Source organism: Natronorubrum halophilum (genome assembly GCF_003670115.1).
Classification (GTDB): domain Archaea; phylum Halobacteriota; class Halobacteria; order Halobacteriales; family Natrialbaceae; genus Natronorubrum; species Natronorubrum halophilum.
On record NZ_QQTY01000001.1, the window covers coordinates 136,214 to 158,727 of the forward strand.

General features: G+C 63.2%; 19 protein-coding genes and 1 tRNA gene. 16 read left to right on the forward strand and 4 right to left on the reverse strand.

Features of this window, described 5'->3' with window-relative positions:
- Positions 1-35: 35 nt before the first annotated feature.
- Positions 36-137, forward strand: coding sequence for a rubrerythrin-like domain-containing protein (locus tag DWB23_RS00645; RefSeq protein WP_121740885.1), 102 nt, complete (start codon positions 36-38; stop codon positions 135-137).
- A 105-nt stretch (positions 138-242) separates the two neighbouring features.
- Here DWB23_RS00645 and DWB23_RS00650 read toward each other — a convergent pair whose 3' ends face one another.
- The gene (locus DWB23_RS00650; RefSeq protein ID WP_121740886.1) at positions 243-1,070 is read right to left on the reverse strand and encodes an SDR family NAD(P)-dependent oxidoreductase; all 828 of its coding nucleotides are present in this window, start codon (positions 1,068-1,070) and stop codon (positions 243-245) included.
- Between the two features lie 897 nt (positions 1,071-1,967).
- Here DWB23_RS00650 and DWB23_RS00655 point away from each other — a divergent pair.
- From DWB23_RS00655 to DWB23_RS00690, 8 genes are all read left to right on the forward strand, one after another.
- Entirely contained in the window at positions 1,968-2,258 is a 291-nt protein-coding gene (locus DWB23_RS00655; protein ID WP_121740887.1) for a ubiquitin-like small modifier protein 1, read from the forward strand.
- A gap of 397 nt (positions 2,259-2,655) precedes the next feature.
- On the forward strand, positions 2,656-3,588 hold the full coding sequence (locus tag DWB23_RS00660) for an HpcH/HpaI aldolase/citrate lyase family protein (protein ID WP_121740888.1): 933 nt from the start codon (positions 2,656-2,658) through the stop codon (positions 3,586-3,588).
- Between the two features lie 207 nt (positions 3,589-3,795).
- Positions 3,796-4,956: an acyl-CoA dehydrogenase family protein gene (locus DWB23_RS00665; protein ID WP_121740889.1), complete on the forward strand. Its 1,161-nt coding sequence runs from the start codon at positions 3,796-3,798 to the stop codon at positions 4,954-4,956.
- 698 nt (positions 4,957-5,654) lie between these two features.
- Positions 5,655-5,921, forward strand: coding sequence for a DUF5827 family protein (locus tag DWB23_RS00670; RefSeq protein WP_121740890.1), 267 nt, complete (start codon positions 5,655-5,657; stop codon positions 5,919-5,921).
- A complete protein-coding gene (locus tag DWB23_RS00675) occupies positions 5,918-6,778 on the forward strand; it encodes an ATPase (RefSeq protein WP_121740891.1) in 861 nt (286 codons plus the stop codon). Before DWB23_RS00670 ends, DWB23_RS00675 begins: the two co-directional genes overlap by 4 nt.
- 113 nt (positions 6,779-6,891) lie before the next feature.
- The gene (locus DWB23_RS00680; protein WP_121740892.1) at positions 6,892-8,016 is read left to right on the forward strand and encodes a thiamine ABC transporter substrate-binding protein; all 1,125 of its coding nucleotides are present in this window, start codon (positions 6,892-6,894) and stop codon (positions 8,014-8,016) included.
- 9 nt (positions 8,017-8,025) lie between these two features.
- Positions 8,026-9,930 carry an ABC transporter permease gene (locus tag DWB23_RS00685; protein ID WP_121740893.1) on the forward strand — a complete coding sequence of 635 codons (1,905 nt, stop codon included), beginning with the start codon at positions 8,026-8,028 and terminating at the stop codon, positions 9,928-9,930.
- Entirely contained in the window at positions 9,927-10,973 is a 1,047-nt protein-coding gene (locus DWB23_RS00690; RefSeq protein ID WP_121740894.1) for an ABC transporter ATP-binding protein, read from the forward strand. The genes DWB23_RS00685 and DWB23_RS00690 overlap by 4 nt, the downstream gene beginning before the upstream one ends.
- Before the next feature lie 44 nt (positions 10,974-11,017).
- Here DWB23_RS00690 and DWB23_RS00695 read toward each other — a convergent pair whose 3' ends face one another.
- On the reverse strand, positions 11,018-11,596 hold the full coding sequence (locus tag DWB23_RS00695) for an MBL fold metallo-hydrolase (protein ID WP_121740895.1): 579 nt from the start codon (positions 11,594-11,596) through the stop codon (positions 11,018-11,020).
- Between the two features lie 143 nt (positions 11,597-11,739).
- On the opposite strand from DWB23_RS00695, the gene DWB23_RS00700 reads away from it, so the two are divergent.
- The 4 genes from DWB23_RS00700 to ppc all read left to right on the forward strand — a co-directional run bounded on the left by DWB23_RS00700 (position 11,740) and on the right by ppc (position 16,840).
- The gene (locus DWB23_RS00700) at positions 11,740-13,020 is read left to right on the forward strand and encodes a helix-turn-helix transcriptional regulator (RefSeq protein WP_121740896.1); all 1,281 of its coding nucleotides are present in this window, start codon (positions 11,740-11,742) and stop codon (positions 13,018-13,020) included.
- 100 nt (positions 13,021-13,120) lie between these two features.
- A tRNA-Glu gene (locus tag DWB23_RS00705) sits at positions 13,121-13,195 on the forward strand.
- A gap of 188 nt (positions 13,196-13,383) precedes the next feature.
- Positions 13,384-13,671, forward strand: coding sequence for a transcriptional regulator (locus DWB23_RS00710; RefSeq protein ID WP_121740897.1), 288 nt, complete (start codon positions 13,384-13,386; stop codon positions 13,669-13,671).
- 478 nt (positions 13,672-14,149) lie between these two features.
- Positions 14,150-16,840, forward strand: a complete 2,691-nt coding sequence (ppc, locus tag DWB23_RS00715) for a phosphoenolpyruvate carboxylase (protein WP_121740898.1) — start codon at positions 14,150-14,152, stop codon at positions 16,838-16,840.
- Between the two features lie 16 nt (positions 16,841-16,856).
- On the opposite strand, the gene DWB23_RS00720 is transcribed toward ppc, so the two are convergent.
- Positions 16,857-17,396, reverse strand: coding sequence for a DUF7097 family protein (locus DWB23_RS00720; RefSeq protein ID WP_121740899.1), 540 nt, complete (start codon positions 17,394-17,396; stop codon positions 16,857-16,859).
- A 103-nt stretch (positions 17,397-17,499) separates the two neighbouring features.
- Between DWB23_RS00720 and DWB23_RS00725 the strand changes: the two genes are divergently transcribed.
- Positions 17,500-17,904: a DUF192 domain-containing protein gene (locus DWB23_RS00725; RefSeq protein WP_121741877.1), complete on the forward strand. Its 405-nt coding sequence runs from the start codon at positions 17,500-17,502 to the stop codon at positions 17,902-17,904.
- A gap of 24 nt (positions 17,905-17,928) precedes the next feature.
- On the opposite strand, the gene hpt is transcribed toward DWB23_RS00725, so the two are convergent.
- Complete coding sequence (gene hpt, locus DWB23_RS00730) at positions 17,929-18,504, reverse strand: hypoxanthine/guanine phosphoribosyltransferase (RefSeq protein ID WP_121740900.1); 576 nt, start codon at positions 18,502-18,504, stop codon at positions 17,929-17,931.
- Between the two features lie 250 nt (positions 18,505-18,754).
- Between hpt and DWB23_RS00735 the strand changes: the two genes are divergently transcribed.
- Positions 18,755-20,287: a (R)-citramalate synthase gene (locus DWB23_RS00735; RefSeq protein ID WP_121740901.1), complete on the forward strand. Its 1,533-nt coding sequence runs from the start codon at positions 18,755-18,757 to the stop codon at positions 20,285-20,287.
- 328 nt (positions 20,288-20,615) lie between these two features.
- Positions 20,616-22,307, forward strand: a complete 1,692-nt coding sequence (locus tag DWB23_RS00740) for a right-handed parallel beta-helix repeat-containing protein (protein WP_121740902.1) — start codon at positions 20,616-20,618, stop codon at positions 22,305-22,307.
- Positions 22,308-22,514: the final 207 nt, after the last annotated feature.

Below are 22,514 nucleotides of genomic sequence, written 5' to 3' on the forward strand. Positions count from 1 at the left end.
TAAGGTTTTAGTGATCAGCGATAGTCCTCGAGTCCATGGAGTACGAGTGTCCGCAGTGTGGGCAGACGGTAGCAGTACAACGCCATCCCTCGAGTTGCCCGGACTGTGGCTACACGCCGAAACACGGCGCTGACTAGGGGCGAAAACCGGACGGCCTCAATCGGTTCCCGCCACTACTGCAAGATCGGGTCGATTAGTCATTACAGACGGACGTCAGGCGACGCGGTGACGAGCCGCTCGAGCTAGAGGATCTGATAGCCTCCGTCCACGTAGAGGAGGTGGCCGGTGACGTAGCTGGCCTCGTCGGAGGCCAAAAACAGGTACGATCCGGCGAGTTCCTCGGGCGATCCCATCCGCCCCATCGGAACGTCCGTCTCGATCTCCTGCTCGGTGAGGTCGGGCATCGGCGCTTCGACGTCGGGTAACCGGTCGTCGACGCGCGATTCGGGAGCCGGGTTCCCGGTCCCGAACGTGGTTTCGATGACGCCCGGTGCGACGGCGTTGACCCGGATTTCGTGTCGTGCCAGCTCGAGCGCGGCGACGCGAGTGAGCATCATCACCGCGCCTTTCGAGGCGTCGTACATCGAGTGGCCGATCTGGGCGTACTCCGAACTGATCGACGCCGTGTTGAGGATACAGCCGGACTCCTCCCTGTCGAGCATATCTCTGGCGGCCGCACGACAGCCGGCGAAGACCCCGCGGACGTTGATCGCGAACACCTGATCGAACGCGTCGACATCGGTCTCGAGCAGGGACCCGTGGCGATAGATGCCGGCGTTGTTCACCATCACGTCGACGCCGCCGAATGCTCGAGCGGCTTCGACGACCGACGCCACGTCGTCGGGGTCGGAAACGTCCGTTTCGACGAACGTCGCGCGGCCGCCGTCGTCCTCGATGCGTTCGTGAGTCGGCATCGATTCGCCGTCGTCCTTCGGTTCCTCGCGGATATCTGCGACGACGACCGTGGCACCGGCTTCGCCGAACCGACGAGCGACCTCGCGGCCGATTCCCGACGTGCCGCCGGTCACGATCACCGTCTCCTCGGAGAAGTTGTAAGCGACTTCGCCCATGGCGCTACTGTTTGGACCGATTACTTAGTTGTTGCCTCGCTGACTTCGATCGATGGTACCGGTTGCGGGTTCGATATCGCAAGTAACTCGTCTTCGAGAACGGTCCGCAAATATCGACACGTCTCCCCAAGATCTCACCCTCTCATATATTTTGGTATACTGGTATTATGGAGAGCAAAGACTTGCAAAATCGGACCGAAACTGGACCTGCAGATGGGGTCGGCACCCAATCAGCAGTGAACGTTCGAATCACGGTGTGCTCGATACGATCGTGATTCGGATCGACGGTCAACGATATTGTCCGGATCTCGCTGCCGATGAGCCATCGCATGGCCGGCCGTCTCCGACTGTCACCGTATTTTTCACGAGAACTCTGCTGGAAAAACCAATCGAGAGACGCGATACCGCTGGGAGGACGGGTCTTGTCGTTGCTAACCCTCCTCGGAGGACACACCATCACCGAGGGCCACGATTTCGAGACGACCCTCAAAGAATCTCGATCGTAAACGCGTATATCTTAGAAGAGGGAAAAGTCCATACCCCTCTGATTTCAAATGTTTCATTCATACGGGATCAGCAGCTGCAGAATTTCGCAGTTAGTATTGAATCCGATCTGTATGCGTCCGTGAAACACGATCGATGTTCGCAGCACGACTTTTATAACGAAGCCGCGATCAGCTAGACCATGCACACCGTTCGATCCCGCAGGTCTCGGAGAACGGCCGTCGACGACGGGGGCTCGCTCACAACTCGCGTTCGCGGAAGAACGGCCAACCCAGCACCGTCACCGACGGCCATCCGGTCGGACGGCGCTGAAACCGCTCGAGCCCCAAACGTCGACGGCGTCCTCGTCCACGGTCGCGCTGCGCTCGAGCCAGATACTGAGAGACGCTTTTTATGAACGTTGAGATCCGTCTGTTCGCGATGTACCGAGACGCCATCGGCGAGAAACGACTCGCGCTGTCCGTGTCCGACGAAGCAACCGTCCGCGAGGTGCTTCGAACGCTCGAAGCGACGTATCCGGAACTCGCGGACCGGTTCCTGACGGCCGCGGGAGAGACCAAGCCGGCCGTCACCGTCCTGGTGAACGGTCAGCTTGTCGGGAACGAACGGGGAACTGCAACCGCCCTCGAGGACGGCGATGCCCTCAGCATTATGCCTCCGGTAACCGGTGGCGAGTGCGCCTGACGCCGCCCACCCGTCTCCACCGACGGTGTGATCGCGTGTTCGTGCTCGCGGCTCGCTTCATTCAGTCGTCGAACGAGGCGGGCCAGACGGTCAGCCGACTCGACCGGATCGTACGCCTCGAGTTACGACGAATCACCCGTGAACTCCCGTCGATGTCCCGAGCCCTCCTCTTTACACGAATACACCTGTAACGCACTCTCCGCCGTCTATCGACCTGTTCGACGGCGCTTCGGCGATTTGGTCCGCAAATTACGCCGACGGTGTCCTCCCTGATACGTCTCCGGTAGCCCTCGACGCGATATCGTCGTGTCGAAAACGACCGATGGTCACGAACTCGAGCCCGAGCGGTACCGCGATCGTGGGTAACGTATAAGGACGTTTCACCCAACGTCATCGTATGGAACCGGTTAGATCCGCGCTGTTCGTCCCGGGGAACCGCGAAGAGTGGGTCGCAAACGCCCACACGAACGACGCCGACGTCGTGATCCTCGATCTCGAGGATTCGGTCCCGCCGGGCGACAAGGACGCGGCGAGGGAGATCGTCGCCGACAACGTCCCGGCGCTCATCGAAGCGGGCCAGCGAATCCACGTTCGCGTCAACGCGCACCCGAACGCGAGTCAGGGGTTCGCCGAACACGACTTCGAAGCGGTCGTTCGCGCCGGGGTCGAGGCGATCACCGTTCCGAAAGTCAGGAACCCGGCGGACGTCGAACGACTCGATTCGGTGTTGACACACATCGAGCGACGCGAGGGACTGCCGGAAAACGGCGTCGAGTTGATGGTCAGCATCGAGACGGCACAGGCGATGCGTCAGGTGTACGAACTCTGTACGGCCGCCGAGCGCGTCGCGACGATCGGCTGTGGCGCGGTGAAAGGAACCGACACCAATCGAGCGCTCGGATTCGAGTGGACCGGTCCCGGACGGGAGGGACTGGAGACGGTCCACCTCCGCCAGCAGGCGCTGATGGACGCTCGAGCGGCGGATATCGAACACCCGCTCGCCGGCCCGTACGTCGACGTCGACGATATCGAGGGGCTTCGGAAGGACATGCAGTTCTCGCGGGAGATGGGCTATACGGGCTACATCGTTATCCACCCGTCGCACGTCGAACACGCGAACGAACTGTTCCTTCCCGACGTCGAGACCGTCGAGTACTGGATCGGTGCGCTCGAGGCGCTGCAGCGCGCGGAGCGAGACGACAAGAGCGCGGTCACGTACGAGGGGGAGATGATCGACATCGCGAACGTTTCGACCGCCGAACGCTACCTCGAGTACGCGAAAGCCTTCGAAGACGAACTCGAGATCGATATCGATCTCGACGAGTACTGACCGGACTGAGCCAACACGCCAGGATCGAACGTGACCACCGCAGACTGAAGCGGCGCTCGACCGCCTCGTACCGCGGGTCCGTCCGAAACCTGGATTCCGCGATCGATCTCGACACCCGGATCGAGTTCCGACCTTCGTCGTCCGGGTGCTGTCACGGTACCAGCAGTAGTGAGAACCCTTAATATTGCTTGCCAGGTGAGTATACCAATGACGGGGATCGCAAACGTTCTTCTGGATCAAGAACACCAACTGTTTCGCGACGAGACGAAACGGTTCGTCGAGAACGAAGTGCTGCCGGAGGCGAGCGAACGGGATCCGGAAAAAAAGGAGATGTCGCCCGAACTCATCGATAACCTCCGCGAGATGGGCTTTTTCGGCATCCTCATCGATGAAGAGTACGACGGACTCGGGTTGGATCTCAAAGCCTACGCGGTGATCGCCGAGGAACTCTCGCGCGGCTGGCTCAGCGTCGGAAGCATCATCGCTCGAGGTCAGAGTCTCGCCGGCGCAACCGAAGCACAGAAGCAGGAATACCTCCCGAAGATGGCGAGGGGAGAACTGCTCAAGAGCATCGCGATCAGCGAACCAGACGCCGGGAGCGACGTCTCGAACATGCGACTGCGAGCGGAGCGAGACGGCGACGAGTACGTCCTCAACGGCCAGAAGATGTGGTGTACGTTCGCGAAAGGGTCGGATTTCATCCTGACGTACGCCGTCACCGATCCCGATGCGGATCCGTCGTACCGCGGGATCTCCGGGTTCATCGTCGAGAAGCCGTCCGGAACGTTCGATCGCGATGGCCTGAGCGGGACCGCGATCGACAAGATCGGGTACCACGGCTGGAAGACGTGGGAGGTGAACTTCGACGACGTCCGCGTCAGCGCGGACAAACTCGTCGGCGACGAGGAGGGACAGGGGTTCTATCAGATCATGGAGTTCTTCGAAGAGGGGCGGGTTCACACGGCGGCCCGAGCGGTCGGTCTCGCTCGCGGCGCGCTCGAGGACTCCCTGAGCTACGCGGAAGAACGAGTGCAGTTCGACGAACCGATTTCGGAGTTTCAGGCGATTCGGTTCAAACTGGCCGAGATGGCGACCGAGGTCGAAGCCGCTCGAGCGCTGACGTTCCTCGTCGCCGACGCCGTCGACGCCGGAGAGGGAGCGGCCGCCGAGGCCGCGATGGCGAAGCTGTTCGCGAGCGAAGTCGCAGAGCGCGTCACGAGCGAGGGCATTCAGGTCCACGGCGGATACGGATACACGACCGATTTCGACGTCGAACGGTACTGGCGAGACGCTCGACTCACCCGCATCTTCGAGGGGACGAGCGAGATCCAGAAGAAGATCATCGCTGACGAACTGCTCCCCTCGTAGTCCCGTCCGATTCTGGTTTGGTACCTTATATATTCTCAGAGATACCTCCTCCAATATATTTCTGTGGAAGTGTTTGACTGTAATGGATACTCCGATCACGGCACTTTCTGTCCATCTGTGGTCAACTATCGTATTCGAGTAGGAACGCTCCACATCAAAACGAGACTATACGGTCGAATACAGTACAGATATTGCAGAAAGATCCATCATTCGGCTATCGGTGTTTCTGAGCGATCTATTCTGGACATCCGTTTCTTACTCGAGACATGAGGCAGAGTAGATTCGAGTAGACGCCCATATCTGGCTTGTAGCTGCGGTATACGGTATGATTTGATTGGTGCCCGAATGGAAGTACAGTTGATGGAACGTCGGTTTCCCGCGTCGAAACAGACCGGTGTACTGTTCGGTGCCGATGAAATTTCGGACTTCTCGAGGCGAAGATACCTGTTCTTTGAGTAGTTCTGAATATGGATAGCTTTGGAAAAATAACGTCGAACGGCGAGTACGATCGGTGGGTCTGCCCGTGGTTCAACCGTCCGCGTCGATTCGGTCGCGATCTCAGTCCCACCGAGCGGACGACGCGTTCCGCGAACGCCCACGGTTCACGCTCCTCCACTGCTTCGTCCGCACCGAACTATCGCCGAGTCGGACGACCGAGAACGAACGATTTAGGCGTCCGAGGACAGTAGCCTCGAGCGATGCCCGTTCCAAAATCCGAGTTCGACAGTCTCCCGCCCTGTGATTTCTACACGCCAGAGGAGCTCTTCGAGGACGACCAGATGTACACCGTCTACGAAATCGCCCGCCTCCTCCAGGGTATCGAGACCGACGCGGACCTCGACCGAGAAACCGAGGACGTCTTGCTGGACTGGGCGATTCCCTGGGTGATGACCAACGCCGACGACCTCGTGGTCGCCGAGCCGCGAGACGAGGACGAACCCGGCTACTACGGCCTGAAGGAATGATCCTCCTCGTGGTCGGTGCCGACCGCGTCGACGCCGGCAAGACCACGTTCTCAACCGGCCTGCTGGAGCGAACCGGCGCGGTCGGCTACAAACCCCGTGCGGGAAACGACTACTGGTTCGACCACGACGACTGTCGAGGAGCACTGGCCGACGGACGGCTCTACGGCAAGGACGCGAAGCATCTCGCGGCCGCTGAGGGGCGCGGCCGCGAACCCGAACGACTCAACCCGGTCCACCGGCTGTGGCGGCCCGCGCCCGACGGCGGAACCGGGCTGCTCGGCAAGTCGGATCGAGAATTTCTCGTCGACCGCGTTGGTCGTCCGAGCAACGAACGTGCGGAACGCGATGGGGCCCCCACGTTCGTCCGTAACGCCACCGCCGACGTGCCGGACGCGGTCGCCGACGCGCTCCCGCTCGAGGACGCGATCCCCGTCGAGACCGTCGACGAGGTGAACGAGATCGCCGCACGGCGGTACATTCCCGCCTTCGAGGAGCTGGCGACCGAGGTCGAACGGAGAGCGGACGCCGTCGTCGAATCCTACGGTGACATCGCACGACCCCTCCGGTCGGTGGAGCCGGCGGCGATCAGCGCCGTTGCAGCCGTCGAGCCCGGCCGGGCGCGGATCTATCCCGGCGACCGCTACTGCCACGCCTGCGAGATCGCCAGTTCGAGCCCGAAAGACGGGGCGCTCGAGAAACGCGTTCCCGACGTGCTCGGCTATCTCGATCCGATCGAACGGGTCCGTCTGCCGCCGCTCGGGAGCGACGAGCGGACGGACCCGGCGCGGATCGCTCGAGCGTATTCGGACGCCAACGATGCGCTTCTCGAGGCGGCCGGAGTTAACGGGGATATCTGAGTTCGACCTGATTTTCCGCTCGCGTATTCGATCGAAATCGGGCGAGCCCCCGGTGAGTTTCCGTCTCTTTCTCGATCAGAGGGATTAAGACCACTCGGTGGAACCACCGTGTAATGAGACGACGCACGTTTCTCGCTACCGTCGGAAGCGGATCGGCGCTCGGCCTGGCGGGCTGTCTGACCCAAGACGATCAGGGATCGGACGACGACGGCTCGAACGGAGATCCGGAGCCCGAGGAGTTGGATCTCGAGGGGACGCTCGAGGTCGTCACCTACGAGTCGATGATCGACGGCGAGAATCCCGCGGGGCCGTGGCTCAAGGAGGCGTTCGAGGACGAGTATCCCGACGCCGAACTCGAGTGGACGAGGCTCCCGGACCAGGGTCTCAACCAGTACATCAATCGGGCGGACAAAGGCCTCGAGATCGATCCCGATGTCTACCTCGGCGTGAATATCGACGATCTCGTCGGTATCGACGACAACCTCGAGGCGGGCGGGCTGTTCCGCGAACTCAATCGGGATCGAATCGAGCGAGCGAGTCGCATCCGCGACGGGCTGGACATGGGCGACCCGCACGGTCGCGTCGTCGCGTACGATACGGGCTACATCAGCCTCGTTTACGACGAGAACGAGATCGACGAACCGGAGACGTTCGACGACCTGACCGAGCCGGCGTACGAGGACGCGCTCATCGCACAGAACGCCCAGACGTCCGACCCCGGCCAGGCGTTCTTGCTGTGGACGATCGACGCCTTCGGCGAGGACGGCTACCTCGAGTACTGGCGGGAACTCGACGAGAACGGAGTGCGTCGCATAGAGGACTGGGCTGAATCGTACTACGGCGCGTACATGAACGAAGAGCGGCCGATGGTCGTCTCCTACTCGACCGACCAGGTGTTCGCGAGCATGGAAGGACACGATCTCGGCCGCCATCAGATCGCCTTTCTCGACGGCCAGGGCTACGCGAACCCCGAAGGGATGGGGATCTTCGAGGGCGCAGCGGAGGTCGATCTCGCCTACGAGTTCCTCGATTTCGCGCTTTCGAACGACGCACAGGCCGAGATCGCCCAGCGAAACGTTCAGTTCCCCGCGGTCGAGGACGAGTACGTCGACCTGGCCGACGAATTCGACCGGTACGCGCACGTCCCGCCGGAAGCGGTGACGGTCGGCTACGACGACCTCCGCGGGAACCTCGACGAGTGGGTCGACGACTGGGCGCGGGAGTTCGCCGGCCAGTAACGCTCGACCGTGTCGCTCGAAGATCGTCCCGTCGTCGACCGATTCTCGTCCGGCGTCATCAGCGCGTGGCTCGAGCGCCACGCCCTCTTGCTCGCCGCACTCGTGACGGCCGGCGTCCTCGCCGTCATGCTGTACCTCCCCATCGGCGTCGTCTTCCTCGAGGCCGTCCTCGATGACGGTGCGCCCACACTGGGCCACTTCGCCGATGTGCTGACGGACCCGTTCTACTTCGGGGCACTCGCGGACGTCTTCGCGGAGCCGCTGGCGATCGGCACGCACCTCGGCTCGCTCGCGGGCTGGCTCGCCGCGGTCTCGATCTCGCTGACCCTCGAGTACCCGATCCCCGGCGTCGATCTGCCGGTACCGTGGATCGGCCTCGAGACGCCCGGCGTTCGGAAAGGACTGTTCGGCTTTACGGCCTACCAGGCCGGGCTTTCGACGATTGCGAGCGTCGCGCTCGGCTTGCCCGCCGCCTACGTCCTCGCGAACTACGAGTTCTACGGCCGCCGAACGCTCCGATCGCTGACGATCCTCCCGTTCGTCATGCCGGGGATCATGGTCGCGGTCGGCTTCTACGCGATGTTCGGACGGTCGGGGACGCTCAACTCCGTCCTCGGGGTAGTCGGGTTCGGCCCGTTCGCGTTCATCGAGACCAGCCCGCTCGCGATCGTGATCCTCGCCCACGCGTTCTACAACGCGCCGCTGGTCGCGCGGCTCACCGTCGCCGCCTGGGAGTCCGTCGACGAACGAACCGTCGAAACCGCCCGCAGCCTCGGTGCGAACAAACGGCGGGCCTTTCGGGACGTCGTCGCGCCACAGCTCACACCGGCAGTGCTCACGGGTGCGCTGCTGACGTTCATCTTCACGTTCATGACGTTCCCGATCGTGCTCGCGCTCGGCGGGCTCCAGTTGGCGACGGTCGAAGTATGGATCTACGACCGCATCCAGCGGCTCGACTACGCCGAAGCCGCCACGCTCGCGATCCTCGAGACGATGCTCTCGCTGGGGCTGACGTACGCCTACCTCCGGTACGAGTCGTCCCAGGCGGGGTTCTCACAGGCGTCGTCGTCGCCGTCGACGGAAGCGCTCTTTCCCGATCTTCGGACGGCGCTCTCGCCGCGACGGCTCGCGATCCTCGGCTACGGACTCGTCGCACTGATCCTCTTCGTCGGCCCGCTGGCAAGTCTCGTCGTCGGGGGGTTCACCGACGGCTCCGGGTTGACGCTCGGGAACTACGCCTTTTTGCTCGAGCGCCAACTCGAGGGCGCGAGTTTCCAGACCCTCCCGCTGCCCGCCATCCGCAACTCGCTCCTGTTCGGGGGTGCCACGCTCCTGATCGCGGTCCCGATGGGTGTCGTGATCTCGGTCTTGACGGTCCGCGCCGGCCGGAGCGGGGCGATCGTCGACACCCTCGCGATGGTTCCCCTCGCCGTCAGCGGCGTCGTCTTCGGGATCGGGCTCCTGCAGGGACTGGTGTTCGGACTGTCCTTGCCGGGCGGCTGGCGACTCCGGGTTACGGGCGCGGTGGCGATCGTCGTCGCCCACGCGGTCGCAGCGTATCCGTTCGTGACGCGAAACGTCTCGCCGCTGCTCGCGAATCTCGACTCGGCGATGGTCGAATCTGCTCGCGCGCTGGGGGCCTCGCGGGTCCGCGCGCTGCTCGACGTCGAACTCCCGCTGGTCGCGAACGGGATCGTCGCGGGCGCGGCGTTCGCCTTCGCCATCTCGATCGGCGAGTTCTCTTCTACGGTCATTTTGGCCGGCGGGAGCGAGAGCTACACCATGCCCGTCGCCGTCGAACGCTACCTGGGTCGGCGATCCGGACCGGCGATCGCCATGGGAACCGTGCTGTTGCTCATGACGGCGGCGAGTTTCGTCGTCATCGACCGCGTCGGCGGGAGGTACGAACTGTGACCGACCTTCGGCTCGAGGGCGTCTCGAAGCGCTACGGCGGGGACGCGGACGGGACCGCCGCACTGCGGGACGTGGATCTGGCCGTTCGAGAGGGCGAGTTCTTCACCCTCGTCGGCCCGTCTGGCTGTGGAAAGACGACCACGCTCCGAACGATCGCGGGCTTCGAGGATCCCACCGACGGCACCGTCGCGTTCGACGACGAGCCGGTGATCGGCGTGCCGCCCGAAGCGCGCGACGTCGGCGTCGTCTTCCAGAGCTACGGCCTCTTTCCGCACATGAGCGTCGCCGAGAACGTCGGCTACGGACTCAAGTTCCGGGAGCCCCCGGAGGGTGCGAGCGTCGACGGCCGGATCGGTGAGATGCTCGAGTTAGTCGATCTCGAGGGACTGGAGGATCGAACTCCCGATCAGCTGTCGGGCGGCCAGCAACAGCGGGTTGCACTCGCTCGCGCGCTCGCGCCGGCACCCGATCTACTCCTGCTCGACGAGCCGATGAGCGCCCTCGACGCCCGCCTCAGGGAGTCGCTGCGCCGCCAACTCAAACGGATCCAGTCGACGCTCGAGATCACGACCGTCTACGTCACCCACGATCAGGAGGAGGCGCTGGCGCTCTCGGATCGCCTCGCGGTGATGAACGACGGCGGGATCGAACAGGTCGCGACGCCGCGGGAGATCTACCACGAACCGGCGACGCGGTTCGTCGCCGAGTTCGTCGGCGACAACAACGTCTTCGACGGGACCGTCGTCGCTCGAGACGGTGATCGGACGCGGGTCGCCGTCGGCGAGACCGAACTCGAGCTTACGGGCGTTCCCGCCGATACAACGCGGGTGAGCGTTTGCATCCGGGCGGCTGCGCTGGCTCGAGACGCCGAGGAGAACCCACTTTCCGTCAGCGTCGAAACGAGCGAGTTCCGCGGCGAGCACGTCCACGCCTACGGTCGATGGAACGACGTTCCGATCGTGTTACGACTCGAGGACGTCCCCGACGACAGCGTAACCGTCGGGTTCGCGCCGGAGGACGCACACGTACTGGAGTCGACGTGACGGCCGCACGGATACGCAACCGCTACTCCCGAAACGGTCCCCGATCAGGCCTGTCGAGCCATCCGCGCGGAGAGTTCGACGTGGTCGTACGGGTTGCTCGAGACGCTCGGACCGTGGCCGGTGTGCATCTCCGCGAGGTCCTCGTCGATCCGCTCGAGGACGCGATCGATGCTCTCGATGAGCGCGTCTCGGTCGCCCTCCTCGAGATCGGTTCGGCCGAAACTTCCGTTCTGGAAGACGAGATCCCCCGCAAAGAGTACGCCGGCATCGGCCGAGTAGAAACAGAGGTGGTCGTTCTTGTGTCCCGGCGTGTGGAGAGCGACGTATTCGTGATCCCCGAGTTGGACAGTCTCCTCGTCCTCGATCGCGTGGTCGACGCCGTCGATCGTGGTATCGTAGCCCCAGGCGTCGACGTCGAACGCGTCTTTCACCGCCTCGAGGTTGCCGACGTGATCCCGGTGCGTGTGGGTGAGGACGACGGCGTCGAGATCGTCGACCCGGTCGCGGACGGCTGCCACGACGTCGAAGTTCGCTCCCGTATCGACGAGAACGGTTCGCTCACCGTCGACGAGCGCGACGTTGCTGGTGAATGCCTGCACGCCCTGTGCGAGATTGGCGATCATGGGTGGCGATACACTGTCGATCGGTTTGTGCGTATCGACACGCCACGATGACCCGCTCGGGACGATCGACTCGGACGGCGCAGGCCGATCGCGGGTTCCCGTATTCACAAGCATTTTTAGCTCCGGCACGTAGTGATAGACGAATGAATCGGTCGGTCTCCGTCGGCGTTGTCCTTCTCGTCGTCGTCGTTTCCATCGCCGGTCTCGGCGTTCCGATGGCGATGACCGCCACGGGAGGGACTGGCCCGCACCAGTCCGCGGAGACGACTCCGGGGACGCCAACACAGACGGACGCTGCCACGCAACTCGAGTCGTCTCAACCCTCGAATCAAATCGATTCGATCGCAGTCGAGTCGCAGGATTTCGATAAGACGACGTTCGAGATTACCGTCCACGAAAACGGGAGTGCGACGTGGACGTTCCAGCACGAGCAGCGCTTTGGCACCGATAACCAGACCGAGGCCGAGGACCGAGAGGCGTTCGAGGAGTTCGCCGACGAGTTCGAATCGGAAGAGACCGACTTGTACGATCGGTTTACGGAGTCGGCGCAGTCCATGACCGACAGCGGTGCCGACCTGACCGGGCGAGAGATGGAGGCGACGAACTTCGAGCGATCCACGACGGTCGAAGACCAGTTCGGATCGCGAGGCTTCGTCGAGATGTCGTTCACCTGGGAGGGATTCGCTGCGGTCGAGGGTAACACCGTGACGGTCGGCGACGTCTTTCAGAACATCTATCTCGGTCCCGATCAGGCGATGGTTATCGAGACCGGTGATGGACTCCGGTTCGATCGCGTTACACCGGAAGAGGACGCCCAGTACCCTCGCGAGTCGATAGAAGACGCGAACTCGGTACGCTGGAGCGGCGAACAACAGTTCCTCGACGGCAACCCCCGCGTCGTCTTCGTTCAGGAGGGGGCGGGGGACGGTCTCGGGAACGAAAACCCGGTTTCGGCGGTCGTCAACGGCGACGACACGACGTGGTATCTCGGTCTCGGAGCCATCGCCGTCCTCGGAATCGTCGGCAGCATCATCTGGTATCGACGGCAAGGGGGGACTGCTGGCGGCGGTGGCGGAGCGAACGCCGCGGCCGTCCACCCCGACGGCCAGGAGCCGTCCGCCGCGACAGCGGCGGCCGGAGTAGACGACCGCAACCCAGATGCTGCGTCCGAATCCGGCGCGCTCACCGACGAGGAACTGCTCACCGACGACGACCGCGTCGTCAAACTCATCCGCGAGAACGGCGGCCGGATGAAACAGGTCAAAATCGTCGAGGAAACCGGCTGGTCGAAGTCCAAAGTGAGCATGCTCCTCTCCGATATGGAAGAAGACGGCACCATCAGTAAACTTCGGGTCGGCCGCGAGAACATCATCAGCCTCGAGGGATTCGAACCCGAGGCGACGAAATCGCCCTTCGACGAGTGATCGTGTCACATTTCGAAAGCGTGGTACGACGCGACATTCCCGCGTCGAAACGGAATGCTTAAACATCGTTCTGCGCAACGATTGAGTGTAGTCGAAGCCCGCTCCGATGGTGTAGTCCGGCCAATCATATTACCCTCTCACGGTAATGACCTGGGTTCAAATCCCAGTCGGAGCACTTTTTCGAAACCAACGTCTGACTGGTGGGTGTGGTTCCGATTCGAAGCGGCGAGACGCGAGGGTAGTGAGCGTCTCGCGGCGGACGTGTCGACGAGACCAACCGCGAAACCCTCCTCGAGCGAACGCTGACGTGGGTGCTCGGTCGAACCCAGAACCGTTTACTTCGGGAAGGGTGTCGTCTCGAGCATGGCCGAACTCAATCCGATCGGAAAGCGGATCCACAACATCTCTCCGGATCCCGTCAAGCTCACGCTCGAGGACGGAACCGACGCCGTGTTTCACGTCTCGGGGGCGGAGTTCTTCCAGCAGGAGTTTCAAGCGGAGGGAACTCGAGAGGGCGACGAGGGAGCCGCCTATCGCTTCGTCTCCAGCGAGGATCAAGCGTCGATTCTCGTCGGTCGAAAGGGGCCGGACGAGGAGGGCTGGTCGATGATCGGCGAGGTCGTTGCGGCGGAGTCGGCGGACTCGGAGTGAGAGCGGGCGACCCCTGCCGTGGACGAACGCCGTTTCGGACTGATCGCCGTCTCGGTCGACGACCGCGCCGTCCGACATCCTTCAGGAGTTGGTGACCACGAGACAGTTTTCGGGGAGTAACTCGAGGTGCAAGCAGTGCGCGCGAGCAGTATCGGTCCGCGCAGCAGGCGTCGAGTGACTATCTCACCCACGAGAAACGGTGACAATAATTATGAAATTGAATGCTGCTGTTTCGCACGTGAATCCCGAGCGCGCCGATATTCGAAACCATACTCACAATAGTAGTAAACGTTTCAAGCGGTATGCGCGCGATGAACGCGGGACGGGCGATACAGTATCGACATCGAGTGAGTCTGCGTTTGCATCAATGGCATAACCATTATATTTCGACCGACAGTAACTATCACAGAAAACCATCCACGTGTAACTGGCGTCGCTGCATGGGGATTTTTACCGTCGAACACGTACGGACGACAATATGACACTCCATAACAGGGACGTGCGACAGGACGTCCGGGAGCTGGGTGCGTTACTCGGTGACGTACTCGAGGAACAGACCTCGCGGCGGGCGTTCGAAACGGTGGAATCGTGTCGACGGGCCGCGATCGACTACCGATCGGGCGATCTCGAATCGCGCGAGCCCCTTACCTCGGAGCTCCGGGGGCTGTCGCCACACCAACAGCGGATCGTCGCCCGCGGGTTCACGACCTACTTCGAACTGATCAATCTCGCCGAAGAGCGCGAGCGGGTCCGAACGATCCGGACGGCGTCCCAGGACGGAACGCTCGAGGACAGCCTCGAGACGGCGGCCGAAGAGCTGGGCGAGCGGGACGTCGACACAGTCGCAGAAATCCTCGACGACGTGCTGATCGAGCCGACGTTTACCGCCCACCCGACGGAGGCCCGACGGAAGACGGTCAAATCGAAACTCCGGACGATATCGACGGAACTCGAGACCCTAGACGAGCGCCTGCTGACCGACAAGGAAACCGGCCAGATCTGGCGGGATATCGACGCCGAGGTGACGAGCCTCTGGCAGACCCCGCAGGTGCGAAATCGTCAGCCGGAACCCGAAGACGAGGCCCGAAACGTGCAGTGGTACCTCGAGAACACGCTGTTCGACGTCGTCGGCGAGGTATACGACGAACTCGCCGACGCGGTCGACGACGAAGTGGCGGGCGATCTCGACATTCCGAAACTGTTCGAGTTCCGGTCGTGGGCGGGCAGCGACCGCGACGGCAACCCCTACGTTACGCCCGACGTGACCGCGAACACGCTCGAGCGCCAGCGTGAAGTCGTCCTCGAGCGGTACCGGGACCAGCTCAAGCGCCTCTCGGGCGTCCTGAGTCAGGACGGCAGTCGAATCGACGCGGGCTCGGTGTTCCAACGCTCGCTCGAGGAGGATCGAGAGCGGCTGGCCGGCAGCGCCCGCACCGCCGAGAAACGGTACCCCGGCGAGCCCTACCGGCAGAAACTCAAGCTCATGCGCGAGCGCCTCCTCCGGGTCGGAGACGTTCGCCCGGGCGGGTACGAGGACGTCGACGGCCTGCTCGACGATCTCGACGTCATCGCCGAGAGCCTCCAGAACAACGGGGCCGAGAGTGTCGTCGAAGCGCATGTCGATCCGATTCGACGGCAGGTCGCGACCTTCGGCTTCTCGCTTGCGAGTCTGGATCTGCGCGAACACCAGCAAAACCACACCGACGCCATCGCGGAAGCGCTCGAGAGCGAGGACATCGACTACCACACCCTGAACGAGACGGAACGCGCCGACCTCTTGACCGACGCGATCTTGCAGGACGACCCCATCATCGATCTCTCCGAAACCGAGGAGCTATCGGAAGAGTCGACCCGTGTGCTCCAGCTGTTCGAGGATCTCGGCGACTGGCAGACCGAGTACGGGATCGAGGCCATCGACACCTACTGCATCTCGATGACCGAGGAACCGAGCCACGTCCTCGAGGTGCTGTTCCTCGCCGATCAGGCCGGCGTCGTCGCCCTCCCCGAACACTGCGGGCTCGACATCGTCCCGCTGCTCGAGACCGAGTACGCCCTCTCGGGCGCTCGCCGAATCATGGGATCGCTGTTCGAGAACGAGGCCTACGCGCAGGCGCTCGAGGCCCGCGGACGCACCCAGGAGATCATGCTCGGGTACTCGGACTCGAACAAGGAGAACGGATTCCTCGCGGCGAACTGGTCGCTGTACGAGAACCAACACCACCTGGGCAACATCTGTCGCGACCACGACGTGACGATGCGACTGTTCCACGGTCGCGGCGGCTCCATCTCCCGTGGCGGCGGCCCGATGAACGAAGCGCTGCTCGCGCTACCGAACAGCACCGTCACGGGACAGGTCAAGTTCACCGAGCAGGGCGAGGCGATCGCCGAGAAGTACGCCAACCCTCGCATCGCCGAGCGCAACATCGAGCAGATGCTCAACGCACAGCTTCGGTCCCGACTGTACGCGATGGAACAACCCGAAGAGGAGGTTCACGAGGAGTGGACCGACGCCATGGAGATCATGGCCGACGCCGCACGACGGGAGTATCGCGACCTTCTGGAGAGCGACGGCTTCGTCCAGTACTTCGAGCAGGCGACGCCGATCACGGTCATCGAGGATCTCGATCTCGGATCGCGTCCCGCCTCCCGCAGCGGCGAGCGGACCGTCGAGGACCTGCGCGCGATTCCGTGGGTGTTCTCCTGGACCCAATCGCGGTGTATCCTCCCCGGCTGGTACGCCCTCGCGACGGGGATCGAAGCGTACCTGGACGACGGCGGTTCGATGGAGACCCTCCGGGAGATGTACGATGAGTGGTCGTTCTTCCGAACCACGCTCGATAACGCCGCCCTCTCGCTCTCTCGGACCGAACTCGAGATCGCCGAGCAGTACGCTGACTTAGCGGACGACGACCTCCGGAGTCGATTCTTCCCGCGCGTGACCGACGAGTACGAGCGAGCGACCGAGCTGATCACCGAGATCGGCCAGCGAGACCGCTTGCACACGCGCGATTGGCTCGGCGAGAACTTGGCGCGGCGCAACCCCTACGTCGACCCGCTGAACCTGTTGCAGGTCTACCTGCTCAACCGGACCCACCGAACGGACATCGAGGAGCGAACGCTCCGGCTGACGGTCAAGGGAATCGCGGCCGGGATGAAGAACACGGGCTGAGCGGACGGACAGGGGTCTATTGTCGACCGCCGTCGTCCTCGCCGTATCGCTCCGCGGCCGATTCGAATCCCAGTTCCTCGTGCTCTCGGCTTCGACGACCCTCGAGAGCGGCCGTCGCCTCCGGGTCCGGCGCTGCGTCGTCGGTGATCCGCGCCCACGAACGGTGGACTTTCGCGTGACACCACCGACAGAGATAGACCGTGATCTCGTGGGTTAGCTCCGCCTCGTCGCGGGCGTAAGAGAGGTGGTGTTCCTCGAGCAGCGGGCGCTCGTCGTCGTGGGCCATCCGCTTTTCTGCGAGCCCGCAGCGAACGCACTCGCGGTCGTGGTTTCGCGAGCGAAAGTGCGGACAGTCGGCCCACGTCTCGTCGGTTTCGGGATCGACGACGGGGCAGACGTAGTCGTCATCCGCGCGTTCGCGGGCGAACTCGGGGTCGTGTCCGTAGTGATCGAGGGCGTAGCGACACCGGCCCTCGCCGGTGAGGTGGTCACAGAGGCCCGCGAACTCGTAAGGGTCGTCGACGCCGACCGACGTCCCCCGTGGCGTTTTTTCCATGCGCGAGTTACCGCCCGTTCGAGCGGCGAGCAGTTGAATCTCACGGACGCCGCGCTCGGTCCCGGCGGGAAGGTTTTTGCTCCCGGCCTGCCGACTCGAGAGCGTGCGTCTGGTTCACCATCGTGCGACCGGGAGTGAGAGTGGGTCGGGAGCGAGCGCGGCGGACGCGAGCGGCGGTGACGCCGATCGAAACGCGTTGGCGACGAACGTCGACATCGCCGACTCACTACTGAGCCAGACCTGCGGGCTGATGTTCCGTCGCTCCGTGCCCGACGACTACGCGCTCGTCTTCCAGTTCGAGACGGCCAAGACTCGCGACGTCCACATGTTGTTCGTCCGCTTCCCGGTCGACGCCGTCTGGGTCGTCGACAACGTCGTCCAGCGCGTCGAACGATTGCGGCCGTGGCGCAGTTTCGCCCGCGAGGAGTGTGACCTGATCGTCGAACTGCCCGCCGGCACCGCGGCGGCCGTCGAGCCCGGCGATCGGCTCGTCCTCGAATCGGCGTGAGCCGGGGCGCGACCGGTCAGGTGATTATTCGAGGTCGTCGAAGCCGAGGACCTCGACCGCGCCGTCTCGAACCCGAACGTCGAGCAGGCTCGTCACGTCTCGAGCGGCGTCCTCGTGATCGGCATCGACTCGGCGGAGGACGACGACGATGTCGACGACCTCGGCTTCGACGGCCTCGAGCGCGTCACAGACCGCCTCGATCGTTCCGCCGGAAGAGCGCACGTCGTCGATCAACACGACGCGGTCGCCCGCATCGACGCCGTTCAGATAGAGTTCGCTCTCGCCGTAGCTGGTCTCCTGGTGGACGGCGACCTCTTCCGGAAATCCGTACGAGCGCTTGCGAACGACGACCAGCGGAATGCCGGTCGCGAGCGAAAGCGCCGTGCCGTGGTGAATGCCCATCGCTTCCGGCGCGACGAGCGTGTCGATATCATCGAGGTCGATCCGTTCGCGGATGCCGTCGGCGACCGCCTGCAACACCGCAGGATCGACCGGCGGAATGCCATCAGTGACGCCGTGGACGAAGTACTCGTATCCGTCACGGTCGACGACCGGGGCCTCGCGAAGCGACCGCGCGAGCGGCTCCAGGGTAGAGTCCATACTCGAGCGGCGATACGGGGGGAGGGAGAAAGGGCGTTTGGGTCGGCGACCGCGATTCGATCGCGCACACGGCCACGAGACGCCTCGCAGATCGTACCGTGACCAGCGGAGTTAAGTTGCCGTGATTCGATAGGGAGAGATACAATGGTACGAGATACCTTCTCAACGCCGGAGTCCGAGGATAGAGGAAGTCGGGGCAACCCGGCTGGGCGTGAAATTACGCGACGAAACTAATCGCAGTTCATCACTCTTGCCTGTAACTCACTCCGCCGAGCAGACGATTCAATCCGACCGTACAGTCCGCCTTCTCGATACGACGCTTCGCGACGGCGAGCAAGCACCGGGCGTCTCGCTGTCGCCCGACGAAAAAGTCGAGATCGCCCGCGCGCTAGAACGTGCCGGCGTCTCCGTCATCGAGGCTGGCAGCGCCTGTACCGGGGCGGGTGAACGCCAGGCCATCTCGCGGGTCACCGACCTCGATCTCGACGCCCGCGTGACCAGTTTCTGTCGCGGGATCGCGACCGACATCGACCTCGCGCTCGAGTGCGACGTCGACGGGATCCACCTCGTCGTCCCCTCGAGCGACCGCCACGTCGAGGGAAAGGTCGGCACGTCTCGGGCGGACAACCTCCGGAAAACCGCCGAACTCGTCGAGTACGCGACCGAACACGACCTCTGGGTCGAAGTCATCGGCGAGGACGGCTCTCGAGCCGACCTCGACTACCTCGAGGAGTTGGCCCGGACCTCCCTCGATGCGGGCGCAGAACGGTTCTGTTTCGCCGACACGGTCGGTCACACGGGACCCGAACACACCGCCGAAGCGGTCTCTCGACTCGCCGAAATCGGTCCGGTCAGCGCCCACACCCACGACGATCTCGGATTGGGTGTCGCGAACGCGCTGTCGGCCGTTTCGGCCGGTGCCGACCTCGTTCACTGTACCGTAAACGGCCTCGGCGAACGCGCCGGGAACGTCGCCCTCGAGGAGGTCGCAATCGCGCTCTCGCACGTCTACGACGTCGAGACCCTCGATCTCGAGGAAAGCTACGATCTCGCACAGACCGTTTCCCGGGCGACCGGAATCCAACTCCCGCCGAACAAGGCCGTCATCGGCGAGAACGCCTTCACTCACGAGAGCGGCATCCACACCGACGGGACGCTCAAGGACGACAAGATGTACGAACCGTACGCGCCCGAGACGGTCGGCCGCGAGCGCCGACTCGCCCTCGGCAAGCACACGGGCCGAGCGGGCGTCCAGGCGACGCTCGAGGAACACGACGTCGAGGCGAGCGACGACGAGGTGGCCGAAATCGCAACCCGCGTGACGGAACTCGGCGACCGCGGCCGTCGGGTCACGGACGCCGACCTGCTGGCCATCGCCGAGGACGTCACCGGCGACGACCGCGAGCGCGTGGTCGAACTGCTCGATCTCACCGCCACGAGCGGTGGGGCGGTTCCGACCGCGAGCATCCGCCTCGCCGTCGTCGGCGAGGAACGTGTCGCCAGCGGAACCGGGTCCGGACCCGTCGACGCCGCCGTCTCCGCCATCCGCGAGGCGCTCGGGTCGATAGCCGACGCCGAACTCGACTCCTACCACGTCGACGCCGTGACCGGCGGTACCGACGCCGTCGTTACCGTCGAGGTGACGATGGTCCGCAACGACCGCTCGGTTACCGTCGCCCGAAGCGAGGCCGACATCACCCGCGCGAGCGTCGAGGCGATGGTCGACGCGCTCGACCGACTCCTCGCGACCGACCAGCAGCCGCTCACGCCGGCGGACGACTGACGAGCGTCCGCGGCGAACCCGACCGCCAGCGGTTTCTTCGCTCACTGTTCAACGCACCGTTAGCGGGACACGTGACGTTCTCCAGTCATATTTTCCAGTCGGTTCAGTGCATTGTCGGCTTTTCGTGGTATGTTCAGTACCACAACTGGTTTCGTAACTCGATCGTATTCGACGGTGTTAGGCGGCGGAACGGTCGGTAATGAGATGACTTTTGAATATGGAACGGTGCCACGGACCATTACAGATCTGCAACTGGCCCGCCCGTAACCACTTCGTCGCGGTAGCGGTCTCGTAACAAACTATCAAATACAATGATGGTGGAGGTGCAATGAACGGCAACCAACGACAAAATCAATCGCGTAGAGAGGATCCAGGAGTAACGCGACGCTCGTACGTTCGACTGCTCGGCGCGCTCGGCGTCGGGAGCGGGCTCACCGCGTCGCAGGCAGCGGCGTCGAACGGAAACGATGTCGGTACAGCGACTCCAGACGGGCGAACTTCCCAGCACGGCATTACCGTGACCGACTCGGGGGCGGACGTCAGCGAGGAAGTCACCCACCTCGACTTCGGTGGCTCGCTCTCACCGGTCAGCTCCGAAGACGGCGGGGAGACTCACAGCGTACAGGTGCAGCCCCAAGACACGCCGTCGAATCCGCAGATCGTTAACGTTCGGAGCGACCTCGGTGTCGAGCGCCAATCGGACGACGTTTGGGGTGCGATCTACGAACACTACCAATCGTTCAGTCCGACTAATCGGAATCACCGATACGTGATCCCACCCGGCACCTGGTCCGTCGAGACCAACGACGCTCACTTTGACGCACATGAGTACCTCGGCATCGTCGGCGACCCGTACGCAACCCTCAAAGTCACCGACCAAGACGTCGATCTACTGATGACCGTCGGACGGGCCGACGACTCGCTTCCGCATGCACAGCGAACGGTACTGACGGACCTTCAGGTGGATATCCGCGGGAACTACGATGCCGGTCTCTGTCGCTGGTACACCTACACGTACGGGCGCATGGAGAACGTCTCGATGCGGGGACGACGCGACAGGCTCAATCCGAACTACGGTGGCGACCGGCACACGGTCTTGATCAACGGCGTTCGATCAACGACAACGAACATCATCAGAGGGTGCCATCTCACCAACGGCGACACGCCGTACGACCGATCGACTCACGTCGGACACGCCATCCCGTTCAGTTCGGAGCCCCCAAACCGCGGAACGAACATCTGGGAAGGGTGCCAAGTGCGTGGCTACATCGACAACGGATTCTACGTCTCGACTAACTCCGGACGGAACATTCTCTCTGGGTGTCACGCTCGTGACTGCGCCGGATCAGGCTTCCGAATCGGTGCCAACGATAGCGTACAAAACTGCCAGATTACGATGACCGAGCAACCGAACTACCCGTGGTCCGGGCTCTGGCTTGAGAACGGCGGCGGACAGGTCGTCAACCGCCTGCACGTTCAAAACAACGTCCGAAAGAACACGGAGATCATCCGGCTCACACAGGACGGACCGGCTCGGCTGTCGAATATCCACATCACCGACGAGGGAACAGACGGTCGTGCGATTCGCATCGCCGACAATGACCAGACGCAGACGGTCTTCGAAGGGTGTACGATCACTGATCGAACGAGTCCGAGTACGTCCGATTACGCGGTTTACGTCCGGTCGTCGAACGTCACCTTCCGCGACTGCGAGTACGACTTCAAGTCGCAGTCGAATCAGGACCGTCACGGCATCTTCATCAGCAGACAGGGAACGAACGTCAATCAGGTCACCATGAACAATACCGACATCGACGCCGACGGTGCCAGCCTCCGGTTCGGTGAAAGCGGTCGGGACCACAATATCGAGAGCTCGGACTTCGACGGCCTCGTGATGAGCAATGCCAACGCGACGCTTCAGGACGTGCTGTGGGTCGGTAACCGCCACCGCGGATCCACCATTTTCCACGGGAACCGATCGAACTGGAAAGGGGATTTCAACTTCGGGTTCACCGTTTGACCGCGACCTAACCGTCGGTGACGCGCTTCCGCCCGCGTCTCGCCGTGGTCTCGGTGTGAGCGATGGGGCGAGAAAACTTTTCACTGAAAATTGTTGGTTTAACTCCGAACGCTTTATTCCTCAAGCCGCACACGATACGATGAATGTCGCGCAAAACGAGACGAACGCTCCTAAAAACGGGCGGCGTACTGGGACTGATGGCCAGTG